This is a genomic window from Nitratireductor sp. WH36-1 (genome assembly GCF_058725515.1).
Genome location: NZ_CM178970.1, coordinates 2,462,008 through 2,477,167, shown reverse-complemented (window position 1 = coordinate 2,477,167; position 15,160 = coordinate 2,462,008). Strand labels below are relative to the sequence as shown.

15 protein-coding genes are annotated in these 15,160 nt (G+C 63.5%); 6 read left to right on the top strand and 9 right to left on the bottom strand.

Annotation, left to right across the window (positions count from 1 at the left end; genetic code table 11):
- The first annotated feature begins 67 nt into the window (after positions 1–67).
- Positions 68–568, top strand: coding sequence for a hypothetical protein (locus AC4PTT_RS11620; RefSeq protein ID WP_492161191.1), 501 nt, complete (start codon positions 68–70; stop codon positions 566–568).
- Here AC4PTT_RS11620 and AC4PTT_RS11615 read toward each other — a convergent pair.
- From AC4PTT_RS11615 to AC4PTT_RS11600, 4 genes are all read right to left on the bottom strand, one after another.
- Positions 534–1,943, bottom strand: coding sequence for an MATE family efflux transporter (locus AC4PTT_RS11615; protein WP_206545437.1), 1,410 nt, complete (start codon positions 1,941–1,943; stop codon positions 534–536). The genes AC4PTT_RS11620 and AC4PTT_RS11615 overlap by 35 nt on opposite strands.
- A 205-nt stretch (positions 1,944–2,148) precedes the next feature.
- Entirely contained in the window at positions 2,149–2,919 is a 771-nt protein-coding gene (locus AC4PTT_RS11610) for a polysaccharide pyruvyl transferase family protein (protein ID WP_492161190.1), read from the bottom strand.
- A gap of 119 nt (positions 2,920–3,038) precedes the next feature.
- Positions 3,039–4,076: a betaine--homocysteine S-methyltransferase gene (gene bmt, locus AC4PTT_RS11605; RefSeq protein ID WP_492161189.1), complete on the bottom strand. Its 1,038-nt coding sequence runs from the start codon at positions 4,074–4,076 to the stop codon at positions 3,039–3,041.
- A gap of 115 nt (positions 4,077–4,191) precedes the next feature.
- Positions 4,192–5,043: a helix-turn-helix domain-containing protein gene (locus AC4PTT_RS11600; protein ID WP_162742301.1), complete on the bottom strand. Its 852-nt coding sequence runs from the start codon at positions 5,041–5,043 to the stop codon at positions 4,192–4,194.
- Positions 5,044–5,240: 197 nt separating this feature from the next.
- On the opposite strand from AC4PTT_RS11600, the gene AC4PTT_RS11595 reads away from it, so the two are divergent.
- From AC4PTT_RS11595 to AC4PTT_RS11585, 3 genes are all read left to right on the top strand, one after another.
- Positions 5,241–6,254, top strand: a complete 1,014-nt coding sequence (locus AC4PTT_RS11595; protein WP_492161188.1) for a fatty acid desaturase — start codon at positions 5,241–5,243, stop codon at positions 6,252–6,254.
- A 40-nt stretch (positions 6,255–6,294) separates the two neighbouring features.
- Entirely contained in the window at positions 6,295–7,050 is a 756-nt protein-coding gene (locus tag AC4PTT_RS11590; protein ID WP_492161187.1) for a phosphate/phosphite/phosphonate ABC transporter substrate-binding protein, read from the top strand.
- Between the two features lie 170 nt (positions 7,051–7,220).
- Positions 7,221–8,600, top strand: a complete 1,380-nt coding sequence (locus tag AC4PTT_RS11585) for an aspartate aminotransferase family protein (protein WP_492161186.1) — start codon at positions 7,221–7,223, stop codon at positions 8,598–8,600.
- 277 nt (positions 8,601–8,877) lie between these two features.
- Here the strand turns inward: AC4PTT_RS11585 and mmsB are convergent, their stop codons facing one another.
- Positions 8,878–9,762, bottom strand: a complete 885-nt coding sequence (gene mmsB / locus AC4PTT_RS11580; protein ID WP_492161185.1) for a 3-hydroxyisobutyrate dehydrogenase — start codon at positions 9,760–9,762, stop codon at positions 8,878–8,880.
- A gap of 50 nt (positions 9,763–9,812) precedes the next feature.
- Entirely contained in the window at positions 9,813–10,982 is a 1,170-nt protein-coding gene (locus tag AC4PTT_RS11575; protein WP_113155042.1) for an isobutyryl-CoA dehydrogenase, read from the bottom strand.
- Between the two features lie 143 nt (positions 10,983–11,125).
- Between AC4PTT_RS11575 and AC4PTT_RS11570 the strand changes: the two genes are divergently transcribed.
- Positions 11,126–12,598, top strand: a complete 1,473-nt coding sequence (locus AC4PTT_RS11570) for a cobyric acid synthase (protein ID WP_492162611.1) — start codon at positions 11,126–11,128, stop codon at positions 12,596–12,598.
- 75 nt (positions 12,599–12,673) lie between these two features.
- On the opposite strand, the gene AC4PTT_RS11565 is transcribed toward AC4PTT_RS11570, so the two are convergent.
- Together AC4PTT_RS11565 and AC4PTT_RS11560 are read right to left on the bottom strand one after the other, a co-directional pair.
- Positions 12,674–12,844 (bottom strand): hypothetical protein, encoded by a 171-nt coding sequence (locus tag AC4PTT_RS11565; RefSeq protein ID WP_204360808.1) that lies wholly within the window; start codon positions 12,842–12,844, stop codon positions 12,674–12,676.
- Between the two features lie 52 nt (positions 12,845–12,896).
- The gene (locus AC4PTT_RS11560; protein ID WP_113156280.1) at positions 12,897–13,682 is read right to left on the bottom strand and encodes a TSUP family transporter; all 786 of its coding nucleotides are present in this window, start codon (positions 13,680–13,682) and stop codon (positions 12,897–12,899) included.
- Positions 13,683–14,033: 351 nt separating this feature from the next.
- Between AC4PTT_RS11560 and AC4PTT_RS11555 the strand changes: the two genes are divergently transcribed.
- Entirely contained in the window at positions 14,034–14,405 is a 372-nt protein-coding gene (locus tag AC4PTT_RS11555) for a TerB family tellurite resistance protein (protein ID WP_206552681.1), read from the top strand.
- A 16-nt stretch (positions 14,406–14,421) separates the two neighbouring features.
- Here the strand turns inward: AC4PTT_RS11555 and AC4PTT_RS11550 are convergent, their stop codons facing one another.
- The gene (locus AC4PTT_RS11550; RefSeq protein WP_492161184.1) at positions 14,422–15,078 is read right to left on the bottom strand and encodes a transglycosylase domain-containing protein; all 657 of its coding nucleotides are present in this window, start codon (positions 15,076–15,078) and stop codon (positions 14,422–14,424) included.
- Positions 15,079–15,160 lie beyond the last annotated feature (82 nt).

Here is a 15,160-nt window from a genome sequence, read left to right as displayed (position 1 = left end):
TGGCAGGCTTTGCGCAAACGGGAGGCGTTTGTGCGCTTCGGGCCTGAAGGGGGCCGGAAAGAGAGACATGGCGATCGGAGGAAACCGCAATTTTGCGGCCTTACTGGACGAACTGATCAGCGAGGAGGCAGAGCGCACCGGCGGTGCGGCCACGAGCCTCAACTCGCTCGATTATCTGTCGGTCGCCGAAGAGCTGCATTCGGGCCGGATCAACTTCACCGACAAGCGGGCGCAGGACGCCTATGACGCCGAGGAAACATCTGCGTTGGACGAGACGCCCGACGCGGTTGATGAGGTCAAGGCTGCCGCGGAAGACGAGCCACCGGCAGCGCTGCCGCTTTCCACCGATCCCGACGAGATCGCCCGGGAGCTCGGCTTGTATGCGGACATTGATGCGGGCCTGCTTGGCCGGATCCGCCGCGACTTCGCCTTCAACAATCACCCCGACCGTGTGCCGTCCCATCTGCGCGCCAATGCGATGGAGCGCATGCAGGTGGCGAACATGCTGATCGATGAGGCCAAACGCGGCAAATTCAGGTTGCCGCGTTCGGTCGAAGCCAGGGGATGAGCCGGTCACGCCGGAGCCAGCGCACGTAGAGCAGCACCGAGACGATGGCGAGGCCGCTGACGAGGCCGATCCAGATGCCGGGGCCGCCCATGCCGAGCGTGAAGGCGAGGACGACACTCGACGTCATGCCGAGCCCCCAATAGCCCAGAAGCGAATAGACCATCGGCACCTTGGTGTCGTGCAGGCCGCGCAGCATGCCCGCCGCAACCGCCTGTGCGCCGTCAAAGATCTGGAACAGGCCGGCAAAGGCCAGGAAGGTGATGGCCAGACCGATCACCTCTGCGTTTTCCGGCAGGTCGAGATCGAGGAACGCACCGATGAGCAGTTCGGGTATCGTGACCATCAAAAGCGCCATCAGCGCCATGAAAGCGATGCACATGACAAAGGCGGTCCAGCCGGCGCGGGTGATGCCATCAAGGTTCTGTGCGCCAAAGGCGCGACCGACGCGGACCGTCGCGGTCTGACTGAGGCCAAGCGGCACCATGAAGCTGATCGACGCGATCTGGATGGCGATGGCGTGCGCGGCAAGTGCGGGCGCGCTGATGAGGCCCATCAGAAGGGCTGCGGCGTTGAAGATCGTGACTTCGAAGGTCATGGAGCCGGCAATCGGCAGGCCAAGCCGGATCAGCTCGAAGAAGCGCGGCCAGTCGGCACGCCAGAAACGGCCGAAAAGCTGATATCGCCGAAAATTGCGCTCGACTGAAACGACGAGGGCAAGGCCGAGGAACATGAGCGTGCTCGAAATCGTGGTGGCGATGCCGGAGCCTGGAACGCCAAGGGCCGGAAAGCCGAGATTGCCGAACATCAGCGCCCAGTTGGCCAGCACGTTGAAAGCCACCATGACGAACATGATGCCAAGCGCCCAGCCGGGACGCTCCAGCGCCGAGATGAAGGAGCGCAGGATGATGTAGCCGAAGAAGGGCAGGGCCGCCCATTGCAGCGTGCGCACATAGCTGCCGGCGATGCGGGCGAGTTCCGGGTCCTGTCCCATCCACAGGAGGATGCTCTCGGACTGCCAGAGAAGCAGCCAGATGGGAAGCGATACGGCAATGGCGAGCCACAGGCCCTGACGCACGGTGCGGCGCACATCGCGCACCGCGTGCAGCTTGCGGCCAAGCGCGGTCGCCATCATAGGTGAGGTGGCAAGAAGCAGGCCAAGGCCGAAGATGAGCGGTGCGAAATAGAGGTTGTAGCCGAGCGTGCCGGCAGCCAGCGCATCCGGTCCCAGACGGCCCATCATCATGACGTCGGTGGTGGTCATGGCGTTCTGCGCCAGATTGGTGAGCACCATCGGCCAGGCGAGCGAGAGTGTCGCCCGCGCTTCCGCGATCCACGGATTGACCGGCGCGCGTGCGCCGGAAGCAAAAACCGTCATGTCGTCTACCCCTTGCGGCGGGCGGAATGTTCAACGCCTGCCGGAATCAATCGCGGAAGGAGGATGCCTTCGGCGAAGCATCGCTTTTAACGCGCCCAGCCTGACAGGCAAGGCGGTTTCGTTTGGTCCAGCAAGCTTTGCGTGTAACGGGGGCGTGTAACGGGGGCGTGTGACGGGGAGACGACGGAGGCGGCAGCGGACGCTTTCAATAGGGGAAGGATCGCTCCAGACCGTCTGCCAGTCGTGAGACGATTCCCGGATCGGCTGCGGTTGCAGTTTGTTCAAGGGAAACGAGGTCCACGGGTTGCGTGATGGGAGAGGTCGTGCGGCCGACGCTCTGGAAGTAATCTTCGAATTTCCAGTTTCCCATCGACGCGCCGACCTGGAGCCAGACATTGGGCACGCCGAAGGAATCGGCGGCGATGAGGCCGTGCAGGCTGGAGGAGAGCACGAAGTCGCAGCGTGCGATGTCACGGGCGATTTCGAGTGTGTCTTTGCTGGTGAGGTCGATCAGGTGGACGCCGGGAGCCCTGGCCAGTTCCCGAATGAGCGGGCTTTCCTGATGGTGAATGTGGGGGATGAGGCCCCAGCGGTGTTTTCTGGCGGGTCGGTCAAGAATTCTGGGTAACAAAAGGGCCGGGTCGCCCAAAGGCGTTTCTGCGGGGAGGTTCATCATCCTGCGGGTGAGCGGGCCGCGCACGCCGCTGACGCTTGCATGATGGTAGCGACCGGAAATGTCGCCGAAGCAGCCGGTGCCCCAGATGTGTGTTCTGCGCAGTGGCTTGCGGAGTGCGCGTTGCCAGCGCCGCTTGGTTGCCTGCCCCAGAAGACTGCCGATTGCGATCATGTCGCAGGACTTGATGCTTGCGTGCCGAACGGGGCGCTGTGCGTAGTGTTCAACGATGAGCGGCGACAGATCATCGCCGAAATTGCCTTTTGGAGCCTGCCACCAATAGAGGCCAATGGGTTTGCTCATGGCGCCCTCCGGATCTTGTCTGAGAGGTGCGATGTGGTTTGAGCCGATCAGTATACACCAATCAATGCCCGCTGATGGCGGCGGACATATCGTCCAAAAGGCGTAGGGTCTGGCGGCGCTCAGCTCTCGCCGGAGCGTGCGCGGCGGGAGCGGCGCGTGCCTGTGGCGGAACCGCTTTCGGAGGCGGACTTGTTGCGCAGCGGGCCGACGCGGGCGACGACATCTTCGATGGTCGGGCGTTGTTCGGGATTTTTGTGGCCGTCGAGCGCCGTGCGCATGGCCGCCAGATGCTCGAAGGATGTGCCGCAGCAGCCGCCGATGATCTTTGCACTGCCATCGACGGCAAGCCGCACATACTCGCTCATCAATTCAGGCGTGCCGGAATAATGGACTTCCGTGCCGCGAAATTCGGGAATGCCGCAATTGCCCTTCACCACGATTGTGGCGTCTGGCCGGGCTTCGGTCATGTCGAGAAGGGTGGCGAGGATGTCGGGTGCACCGACGCCGCAATTGGCCCCGACGGCGACAGGCGGCTGGCCGAGATCGTCGACAACGCCGTGAATGTCCTTCGGCGCAAGGCCCATCATGGTGCGGCCGGCAGTGTCGAAGGAGCCGGTATAGGTGTAGGGCAGGCCAACGCGGATCGCGGCTTCGGCAGCCGCGTGGATTTCTTCAGGCGCAGACATGGTCTCGATCCAGGCGACTTCCGCACCGCCCGCCTTGAGGCCTTCCATCTGCTCTGCAAAGGCTTCGACCGCTTCATCATAGGTGAGCGCGCCGAGCGGTTCGAGAAGCTCGCCCGTGGGGCCGACGGAGCCGGCGACGATGACGCGGCGGCCGGCCTTTTCGGCGACGCGGCAGGCGATTTCGGCGGCTTTCCTGTTCAGCTCGAAGACGCGGTCCTGCGCATTGTGCAGTTTCAGCCGGTGGCGTGTGCCGCCGAAGGAATTGGTGAGGATGATGTCGGCGCCTGCATCGATGAAGCCCTGATGCAGCGCCTCGATCTTCTCCGGCGCATCCTCATTCCACAATTCCGGCGCATCGCCGGACTCAAGCCCCATGGCGAAGAGGTTGGTTCCGGTCGCGCCATCGGCGAGGAGAACGCCTTTTTCGGCGATGAGGGCATCGATGGGATTGGGGATCGAAGAAGCTTGCATCGGGTGCCCTCCATTCGGGCGGCGCTGTTTCAGGCGTTGAGGGTATAGAGAGGCGTTTATGCCCGTCAATCCTCCCGGAAGGCCCGGAAGGCCCGGACGGGACGCGGGAAGGCGATCAGCCGAGCCGCAGGCTCTTTACAAAGCCGGCGGCCTCATGGGCGTTGATCTCGGCATCGCGGATGAGACCGTCGAAATGGCGCGTCAGGCGCTGCACGGAGCTGGTGGCGCTGAGGACCAGATAGACGCCGCCCATATAGAGCGCGGCGCGGTAGGGGCCGAAGATCGTGTAGGGCGCGGAGAAGCGTTTGCGCCCGTCGAACAGGAAGAGGCGGAAGGTCGGGTAGAGGTCGTCCAGCAGGCGGGCCATGTGCACGACCTGCTCGGCGCGCACCTTTTCGGGCAGGGTGCGCCAGACGCCTTCTCCCTTGGCGAAGAGCTCGAGTGTCTGGCGCGGCATGCAGACTTCCATGTCCGTTTCCGGCCTGCGGTTGTAATCGACCCGGTACTGCGCTTCGCTGATCTGGGTGGCGCGGCGCTGCGGCATGGCTTCGGCTTCGTAAAGGATGACGGCTTCGGTGCGCAGCAGATCCGGAATGCCCGATGGCACGTAGCGGATCTTGGTGCCGACGGCCTCGGCGTGCCATTTGGCGAGCAGCGTGTCGTTGAAACCGCCCTGCGCCTCGGCGATCTCCAGGCTTTCGCGCAGGTCGCCGGTGATGCCTTCATCCTGACTGAGGCCAAGGAGCCAGTCGAGCGAGACCTTGTGTTCGGCAGCGATGTTGATGAGCGTTTCGGCACGCGGCAGGCGTGTGGACGCGCCGGAGAGAAGCTGGGAGAGGGCCGAGCGGTCTATGCCGACGGCGCTGGCGAAGGCCGACTGGTTGAGGCCCGAGCGCTTGAGCAGGGTTTTCAGGCGCTCGCGGAACGTGCCGGAGAGATCGCGTTTGTCGATGACAATCCTGTCCATGATGCGCTCAATCGTCGACTGATGAGTTTTGTAAACAATTGATGCTCTTGGTGCGCAATGTCAACGCATTGTGCGTATTCTCGCATTGCGTGTGCCGGGGCCCCCTGACAGTTTCGTGTCAGGATGCACGGCGCGCCGCGTTTCCGGGCCGAGAGCGGGGAGCGATTGGGGCCGTGCGGCGCAGAACCGGGATAGAGATGAATATGACAACCAGACGCCGGGGCGCAGGCCGTGCGGCGGTGGAATGGCCGACGCTTGCGCTGATTTTCTTATGCTACGGAGCCTGGGCTGCGGCGGGGCTTTTTCTGTGGCCGGATTGGCCTTTGACGGCACTGGCGCTTCTGGCGTTGACGGTCGCGCTGCAGAGCTCGCTGATGCACGAATGCCTCCACGGCCACCCGACGCGGCGGGCGCTGGTGAACGAGGCGCTGGTGTTCTTGACGCTGGGGCTTGTCTATCCCTATCGCCGTTTCAGGGCGCTGCATCTGCGCCATCACGCAGACGAGCGCCTGACCGATCCGTTCGAGGACCCGGAGAGCTATTACCGGGCGCGGTGGCACTATGAGGAAATGCCGGGCTGGGCGCGGCGTCTTCTTGGGATCAACAACACGATGGCCGGTCGGTTCGTGCTGGGACCGGCGATCATGACGGCAGGCTTTCTCGCTGCGGAGATGAAGCTGATCCGGGAAAATGCACCCGGAGTGCGCAGGGCGTGGCTTCTGCATGCAGCCGGGCTGGCGGTTTTGCTGCCGGTGGTCGTTTTCGGGTTCGGGATGCCGCTGTGGCTTTACGTGCTGGGGCCGGCCTGGCTGGGGCAATCGCTGATCTCGGTTCGCACCTTTGCAGAGCATCAATGGTCCGAGCGGCCGGACGGGCGCACGATCATCGTGGAGCGCTCACCGCTGGCGCTCCTGTTTCTGAACAACAATCTGCATCTGGTCCATCACAAGATGCCGGGCGCGCCGTGGTACCGGCTGCCGGCGCTCTATCGTGCGCGACGGGCGGAGTGGCTCGCCATGAATGACGGGTACAGCTATCCGGGCTATTTTGCGCTGGCGAAGGATTTTGCCTTTCGCACGAAGGAGCCGGTGCCGCATCCCGCACTTCGACGGGCACGGGAAGCCGCCAGCGCGTTTCGTCCGCGCGCCCATGGCCGCTTGATGAGCGGGACGGGAAGTGTGCCGGTTCCGGCAAGGCCCGTGAAGGAGTAGGGCGCTTGCCATCATCCTTCCAGCCATCGGATAAGGTTCTATGAGCGGACCTTTGGCAGCCCTTCCCATGTATGACTGGCCGGAGTGCCGGGACGAAACCGATGCGCTGTGGCGGGTCATTCGTGACGGGCTGCGCGCCCGTGGCGTGGCCGCGCCGGATGCTTTGACGCGCGGCGGCGATGTGCAGGCGGTCTGGCGGGACCCGGACTTGCTTCTGGCGCAGACCTGCTGGGGGCCTCTGGAGGCGGGGCTGGCGAATGACGTGCAGGTGCTGGCGCAGCCGGATTATTCCGCCTTTGAGGGCGGTGCGGGGCCGCTCTATTCGAGCGCCAACGTGATGCGCCGTGACGCGGCGGGTGGAGCCGTGAGCGTCCCCGCGCCCGAGGACGGCATGGCGCGCCTGCCGCTTGATCGCATGCGCGGGATGCGGTTTGCGTTTAATGAGCTGGTCTCCCGATCGGGCTATCTCGGCTTGATTCAGGATCTGAGAGAGGCCGGAGAAGGTATTGATTTATTTTCACAATGTCTTGAAACAGGCGGGCATCGCCAGTCGCTTCGGGCCGTCCGCGACGGGCGTGCGGATTTGTGTGCCGTAGACTGTCGAAGCTGGGCGCTGGCGCAGCGTTTCGAACCGGGCATAGATCTCCTGCTTGTGGCGGGGTGGACGGCGCGGCGGCCGGGGCTTCCCTATATCACGAGCCTTGCGACGGATGCGCAGACACGGGCTGCGCTGCGCGCCGTGCTGGCGGAGGCATCTTGCAAGGTGAATGATGGCGGGGATAGACTTGCGCCATGAGCCGTCGTCAAACACTGACAAGCGCCAAACTGCCGACCGCCAGACCGTCGCCGCGCACACGGCACACGGAGCTTCTGCGGCTTTGCGCGCGCATAGGGTACTCACCGCCGCTCTTCGCCTGAACCGGTTTTCGGCCTTGCCGAATGAATTCAAGCGAAGAGAGCAAGTCTATGACATACAAGAATTTTTCCCTGGATCAGCTTCAGGCGATGGATGCTGCGCACCATCTGCATCCGTTCACCGACCACGCGGATCTGCGGGCTGCGGGCTCGCGCATCGTGACGCGCGCGGACGGGCCTTTCGTCTATGACACGGAGGGCAATGAAATCCTCGACGGCATGGCGGGGCTGTGGTGCGTGAATGTGGGCTACGGGCGGGACGAACTGGCCGAGGCCGCTTGTGAACAGATGAAGGAGTTGCCCTACTACAATTCCTTCTTCCGCTGCACGACGCCGACGCCGGTGCTTCTGGCGCAGAAACTGGCGGAGATCGCGCCCGCCAACATCAACCAGGTGTTCTACGGATCGTCGGGCTCGGAGGCCAATGACACGGCGCTGCGGCTGGTGCGTCATTACTGGGCGCTGGAAGGCAGACCGGAAAAGAACCGCATCATCTCGCGCAACTGGGCCTATCACGGCTCAACCGTGGCGGCGACGTCGCTGGGTGGCATGTCGGCGATGCATGGCCAGCTTTATGGCGAAGTACCGAACATCGCCCATGTGATGCCGCCCTATGCGTTTGAGCTGCGGGAAGAGGGCGAGAGCGATCATGATTTCGGCCTGCGCGCGGCGAAGGCCGTGGAGGACGCCATTCTGGAAGCCGGGCCGGACAATGTCGCCGCCTTCATCGGTGAGCCGGTGATGGGGGCTGGCGGCGTGAAAATCCCGCCGGAAAGCTATTGGCCGGAGATCGACCGCATCTGCAAGAAACATGATGTGCTGTTGATGCTGGATGAGGTGATCACGGGCTATGGCCGCACGGGCGAATGGTTTGCGGCCGAGCGGCTTGGGCTTGAGCCCGACACGATCACGACAGCCAAGGCGCTGACATCCGGCTACCAGCCGCTTTCGGCCCTTTTGGTCGGCGACCGGATTGCCGAGACGCTGGTGAGGAAGGGCGGCGAGTTCTATCACGGCTACACCTATTCGGGGCATCCGGTGGCGTGTGCGGTGGCGCTGAAGAACCTGGAGATCATCGAGCGCGAAGGGCTTGTCGAGCGGGTGCGAACGGACACCGGGCCTTATTTTGCCAAAGCGCTTCAGGCGCGGCTGGGCGATCACGGCATTGTCGGCGAGGTGCGGGCCTTTGGTCTGATGGCGGCCATCGAGATCGTGGCGGACCGGGAAACGCGGGAGCGTTTTCCAGGTGATGGCGCGGCGGCTTCCTGCGTGCGCGATCATGCGATTTCCGGCGGGCTGATGATGCGGGCCGTGGGCGACACGATGATCCTGTCGCCGCCGCTGATCTGGACGCGGGAGACCATCGACATGGCCTGCGAGCGGATCGGCGCAGCGCTTGATCGCGCGGAAGCGGATCTGCGGAAGGGGTAGAGAGTTTTGCAGCCGGGTGTGTGCACCCGGCGTTCTCACCAGTGCAAAGAAAAACCGCGTTTCTTCGGGCGGGAAGAGACGCGGTTTTTTGCTACTCGAATACGCTGTCTTCGCAAATACGCTACGCTGCGAAAACTTCCCGTACCGGTACGCGAGACCTGTTCCGGCGTCGGGGAGGCTTCAAATCCGCCTCGACGTCATTTCTAGCCCCTCATGGTTACCGGGAGGTTAGCGGGAAGTATAAAAACGCATCTTTTTTGCCGGCAGACTATTTTTTTCAGCTTTCCTTGCCGCGCAGGAAATTCACGATGCCTGAAAAATCCGTGCCTTCGTGGCCCATGGCATTGAAAAGTGCGTAGAGCTGGGTGGCTTCCGCACCGAGCGGCGTAACTGCGCCGGCGCCCTGCGCGGCTTCCTGTGCAAGGCGCAGATCCTTGAGCATGAGGCCTGCGGCGAAGCCGGGCTTGTAGTCGCGGTTTGCGGGTGAGGCGGGCACGGGGCCGGGCACCGGGCAATAGCTCGTCAGCGACCAGCATTGGCCGGACGAGGTGGACGCCACGTCGAACAGCGCCTGATGGGAAAGCCCGAGCTTTTCGGCCAGCACGAAGGCCTCGCTGACGCCGATCATGGAAATGCCGAGGATCATGTTGTTGCAGATCTTGGCGGCCTGGCCTGCGCCACCTTCGCCGCAGTGCACGACGCGACCGGCCATCGGCTCCAGAATGGGGCTGGCCTTGGCGAAGGCGTCGGCAGAGCCGCCGGCCATGAAGGTGAGGGTGCCCGCTTCCGCGCCGCCCACACCGCCGGAGACCGGCGCATCGATGGAGAGAAGATTGTTCCCGGCGGCAATGGCGTGGGCTTTTCTGGCCGACTCCACGTCGATGGTGGAGGAATCGATGAAGAGCGCGCCCCGGGCGGCTTTCGGGGCGATGTCGGCATAGACGGAGAGCACATGCTTTCCCGCCGGCAGCATGGTGATGATCACGGCAGCATCCTTCACCGCCGCTTCGGCGCTGGCCATGACGGTGACGCCATTGCTGGCGGCGGTTTCGAGGTTCTCCGTGATCAGGTCGAAGCCCTGAACGCTGTGCCCGGCCTTGACCAGATTGGCGGCCATGGGATTGCCCATATTGCCGAGACCGATGAATGCGATGGTTGCCATATTGGGGTTCCTCCGGAAATGCGGGCTGGGCGTCGTGTTCTCGTTTGGGGTCAGGAGCGACCGACCAACTGTCTTGCGATGATCAGGCGCATGATCTCGTTGGTGCCTTCGAGGATCTGGTGGACGCGCAGGTCGCGCACCAGTTTTTCAACGCCATATTCGTGCAGATAGCCATAGCCGCCATGAAGCTGCAGCGCGTCATTGGCCACATCGAAACAGGTATCGGTGACGAAACGCTTGGCCATGGCCGACCATTTGGAGGCGTCCGGTGTCCTGGCGTCCAGCCGGGCGGCGGCGGTGTAGAGCATCATGCGCGAGGCCTGGAGGCTGGTCTCCATGTCGGCGAGTTTGAACTGGAGCGCCTGAAAGCGGTTGATGGCCTGTCCGAACGCCTCGCGCTCTGCCGTGTAGGCGAGCGCCTTGTCGAGGGCCGATTGCGCGCCACCCAGCGAGCAGGCGGCGATGTTGAGGCGACCGCCATCAAGCCCGGCCATGGCGATGCTGAAGCCTGCTCCCTCATTGGAGAGAAGGTTTTCGGCGGGCACTTTGCAATCCTCGAAGATGACCTGACGGGTCGGCTGCATGTGCCAGCCCATCTTGAACTCGGCCGGGCCGAAGGAGAGACCGGGCGCATCCCTGGGCACGATCAGCGTTGAAACGCCCTTGGGGCCGTCCTCGCCGGTGCGGGCCATGACGACATAGATGTCGTTTTCACCGGCACCCGAAATGAACTGCTTGGTGCCGTTCAGCACATAGTGGTCGCCGGATTTGACGGCCTTGGTCTTGAGCGCCGCGGCATCGGAGCCGGAGCCGGGCTCGGTGAGACAGTAGCTTGCCAGCCACTCCATGGAGGTGAGTTTCGGCAGGAAGCGCTGGCGCTGCTCCTCGCTGCCGAACGTGTCGATCATCCAGCCGGCCATGTTGTGAATGGAAATGAAGGAGGAAAAACCGGGGCAGGCGGCGGCCAGAGCCTCGAAGATGAGCACGGCGTCGAGCCGACCGAGCGCTGAGCCGCCCACATCGTCGCGCACATAGATGCCGCCGAAACCGAGCGGCCCGGTCTCGCGCACCACATCGGCAGGGAAATGCCTGTCACGGTCCCAGTCGAGCGCGTTGGGGGCAACACGGTCGGCGGCGAAGCTCTCCGTCATTTCCTGAATGGCGCGCTGATCGGCGTTGAGCTCGAACTGCTCTGCGCCAGACGAAGCATTGGCGTCCATGACGTCCTCCCGAAATGGAAAATCTTCCCAGTCGGATCAGTTTAGTGCATTGAGTGGGCCGCGCAATGCGAGGTGCGGCACAGGCGCTGTGCATCAAACACGGACAGTATGGGCGCGCGGACAGGATGAAGACGGGGATGACCATGGCGCGCGCCATCATGCTGCAGGGCACGGGTTCGGATGTGGGCAAGTCGGTGCTGGTGGCCGGGCTCTGCCGGATGGCGAAGCGGCGGGGCCTCAATGTGCGCCCGTTCAAGCCGCAGAACATGTCGAACAATGCAGCGATTGCCGCGATGCCGGGCGGTGGCGACGAGATGGGCGAGATCGGCCGGGCGCAATGGCTGCAGGCGCTGGCCTGCGGGGTCGCGCCGAGCGTGGACATGAACCCCGTTCTGATCAAGCCGGAGAGCGACATGGGCGCGCAGCTCGTGGTGCAGGGCCGCTCGCGCGGTTCGGCGCGGGCGCGCGACTATCAGCGCAGCAAGGGCGCGCTGATCGGGCCGGTGCTCGAATCGTTCGAGCGGCTGCGCAAAGAAGCCGATCTGGTGATCGTCGAAGGCGCAGGCTCGCCCGCCGAGATCAATCTGCGCGCCCGTGACATCGCCAATATGGGGTTTGCCACGCAGGCGGACGTGCCGGTGGTGCTGGTCGGCGATATCGACCGGGGCGGGGTGATCGCCGCACTCGCGGGCACGCATCTGATCCTGAGCGAGGAAGACCGGCGCATGATCGTCGGCTACATCGTGAACAAGTTTCGCGGTGACCTCTCGCTGTTCGATGACGGCATTGCCGCGATTGGCCGGTTCACGGGCTGGCCCTCCTTCGGGGTGGTGCCGTGGCTGGCCGACGCAAGCCGCCTGCCGCCGGAGGATTCCGTCACGCTGGCGCGGCGGGCGAGCCATCTGCCGGCGAAGCTCAAGGTTGCCGTGCCGATGCTCTCACGCATCGCCAATTTCGACGATCTCGATCCGCTGTCGGCGGAGCCGGAGGTGGAAGTGGTGTTCGTGCCGCCGGGGGAGCGTCTGCCGCGCGATGCAGGGTTGATCGTTCTGCCGGGGTCGAAATCGACCATCGGCGATCTTGCGTTTCTGCGCCGGCAGGGCTGGGATGAGGATCTGAAGGCGCATCACGCGCGCGGCGGGCACATTGTCGGCCTGTGCGGGGGCTATCAGATGCTTGGCCGCAGCGTCGATGATCCGGAAGGCTTTGAGGGCGAGGCAGGGCGCTTCGAGGGGCTGGGGCTGCTCGATGTGGAGACGGTGATGCAGCCGCAAAAGGCGCTGCGCGAGGTGGAGGCGCACTCACCGCGCCACGGCGTGGCCCTGTCCGGCTATGAGATCCATATCGGCCGGACCGAAGGGGCGGATTGCGCCCGCCCGGTGGCCATGATCGGCGACCGCCCGGACGGTGCGACATCCAGCGATGGCCTTGTCACGGGCACCTATCTGCACGGTCTGTTCGGCTCCGACGCATTTCGGGCGCGATTCCTCAGGGAATTTGGCATCGAGACGGGGGGAACGAATTATCGCGCGCAGGTCGAGCAGGCGCTGGATAACATCGCCATGCAACTTGAAGAGCATCTGGACTGCGACGCGCTGCTTGCTGCCGCCCGCTAGGGTCCTGACCCTGAACGCACCCCGATTACGCTATCATACAATGCTCTTCAGGCCGGTGGCTCCTGATGTCTTTCCCTAGACGCCTTTCAAAAGCGAGCCGCCGACCATCAGAAGATAGGCCAGCGTCATGATCCAGAAGGCAGGGATCGGCACGAAGGTCAGGAGATTGAACGCTGCGACGACCCCTATGATCGCGATGACCAGGCTGAGCAGAAAGACGACTTTTGTGGGTGCGTTGAGTGTCATGGGAATCCCCGATGGTGATGATAGCGGGGATCAGGTTAGGGCCGGATCGGGCTTATAGGCCAATAGACCGCAGCAGCGGGTTCTCGGGATCCATCAGGAGACGAACCGCAAGCGCCAGACAGGTGATCACCAGAAGCGGCTTGATGACGCGCGAACCCTTCTTCATGGCGAAGGCTGCACCGATGCGCGCGCCGGCGATCTGCGCCAGTCCCATCATCAGCCCGACCTTCCACGCGATGGCGCCGACCATGGCGAAGGCTGCGAAGCCACCGACATTGGAGGCGAAGTTCAGAAACTTTGTGTGCGCTGTGGCCTTGAGCAGGCCCTGACCGGCGAGGCCGACAAAGGCGAGCATGAAGAACGAGCCCGTGCCGGGGCCGAACGCACCGTCATAGAAGCCGAGAAAAGGCGCGACGGTTAAGCCGAAAACGAAGGGCGTGATCCGCTGCGCGCGGTCGATGTCGTTCAAATTGGGTTTAAACGCGAAATAAAGCGCGACCGCGATCAGGAGCACGGGAAGCATGCCGCGCAGGAGATCGGCCGGCAGGATCGTTGCCACCAGCGCGCCGGCTATCGAGGCCAGAAACGAGAAGATCGCGGGCCATATCTGGTCGGAAATGCGCACATGCCCCGCCTTGGCATAGGCGTATGCCGCGGCTCCGCTGCCGAACATGCCCTGCAGCTTGTTGGTGCCGAGTGCAAGCACGGGTGGAAAGCCGGCCAGAAGCAGGGTGGGTATGGTGACGAGACCGCCGCCACCGGCGATTGCATCCATAAAGCCGGCAAAAAAGGCTGCCAGGGTCAGAAGGAGGAGAATCTCGAGACTTGCTTCAAACATATTCACGGAGTAGCCAGCGATAAGGATGGCTTCTTGCATCACAACCGGATGCGCTCCGCAAGGCGGTTTCGGCAGTTGTACAGGAAGCTTTGCGCTGTGGCGCAATCAATGAAGGAACGGCCTTGACGACGATGCGTGTCGACCCTCACCGGAAGTGTTGTGTTTGAGCACTTTCGTGGCGGTTGCGTTATGGCGCGATGCCCGGCCCGGTGATCCAGTTGGGCAGTGGCACCGTATTGTGGTCAGGAACGGAGAGACCGGGAGCAAGCCATGTTTACTTCGCCAGATTCCGGGCCAGATGCCGGGCCAGAGTCCGGGCCAAACTCCGGCTCAGGGGCGGAGGGCCATGAGATGTCAGCCGCTTTGAACGCCATGGCCGGCGACGTGCTGCTGCTCTTACGGCTGGCACTGACCGACGAGCCGCTGGGGGAGCGTGAGAAGACGGTCCTTGGCCGCGTCGCCTCTGGCGCGCTTGCTTTATCCGAAGACGAGATTGCAGAGCTTGTCGCCGCGCTTTCGGCGCTGGCGACGGAGGCCGAAGTGATGCAGGCGCGCGCGAACCTGCGCCAGACCAGCCACGAGCGACGGCTGATCCTTGCCGAGACACTGTTTGATCTGGCCGCGCGCGACGCGGAGCTTGGTCCCCGCGCTGACCGGCTGACGGCGCGGGTGTGCGATGTGCTGGGGCTCGGCGCAGATGAAGTGGCGCATCTGTCGGGCTAGAGCGCGGCTCTGAGGCTCAACGGCATCCTTCCAGCCAGACGTCCCCATTGTCCAGCGGGCTGCACGATCCTGAAACAAGACGTGCGATGCGCTCTACGCGTTCGGCAAGGGCCGGATCGTCCGTGCCAAGCCGGTATTTTCCAGGCGCAATCAGAACGGCCACGAGGCTCAGGAACTCGGTTTCCTGAAGGTCTGAGGGCGCTTTGCCGAAATTTTTTTCGCTTGCACGGTGAAAGCCGGTGACCCAGCCATCGGGACCTTTGCCCATCTCCAGCGTGTCGAGCCAGAGCGCGAGGATCTGCTCTTTGGTGAGTTCGCTTTCCAGCCCAAGGGCATAGCCGGTCTGGCGGATTTTTCCGATGCCGGGTTTGAACGCCTCAAAAGCCAGGCGTTTGGCGGCCGACTGGGTGATGGTCGTGACGCCTGCGCCGGGGGTGATCATGTCGACACCGGAATGGCCCTGGAAGTTTGGATCCTGCACCTGCAGCAACTGCCGCAACCGGGCGTCTCCAAGCGACTGCCCGCCGCGGTTCTCGGCGATGAGCGCATCTGCCCGCAGTTTCAGGGCATCGGCATCCTTGATTGCATCGAGATAGCCCCATCCCCCATAGGCAAGCGCGGCGGCGAAAATGGCAAGGATGAGGGTAGAGGCTGTTTTCAGAATCTTCTTCATTCAAACCGGATGCGGTTTCGGATCGGTCAAAATGTGGCCGGCAGAAAGAATCCTCTGATGTTTGATGATGTGACGCCAGACC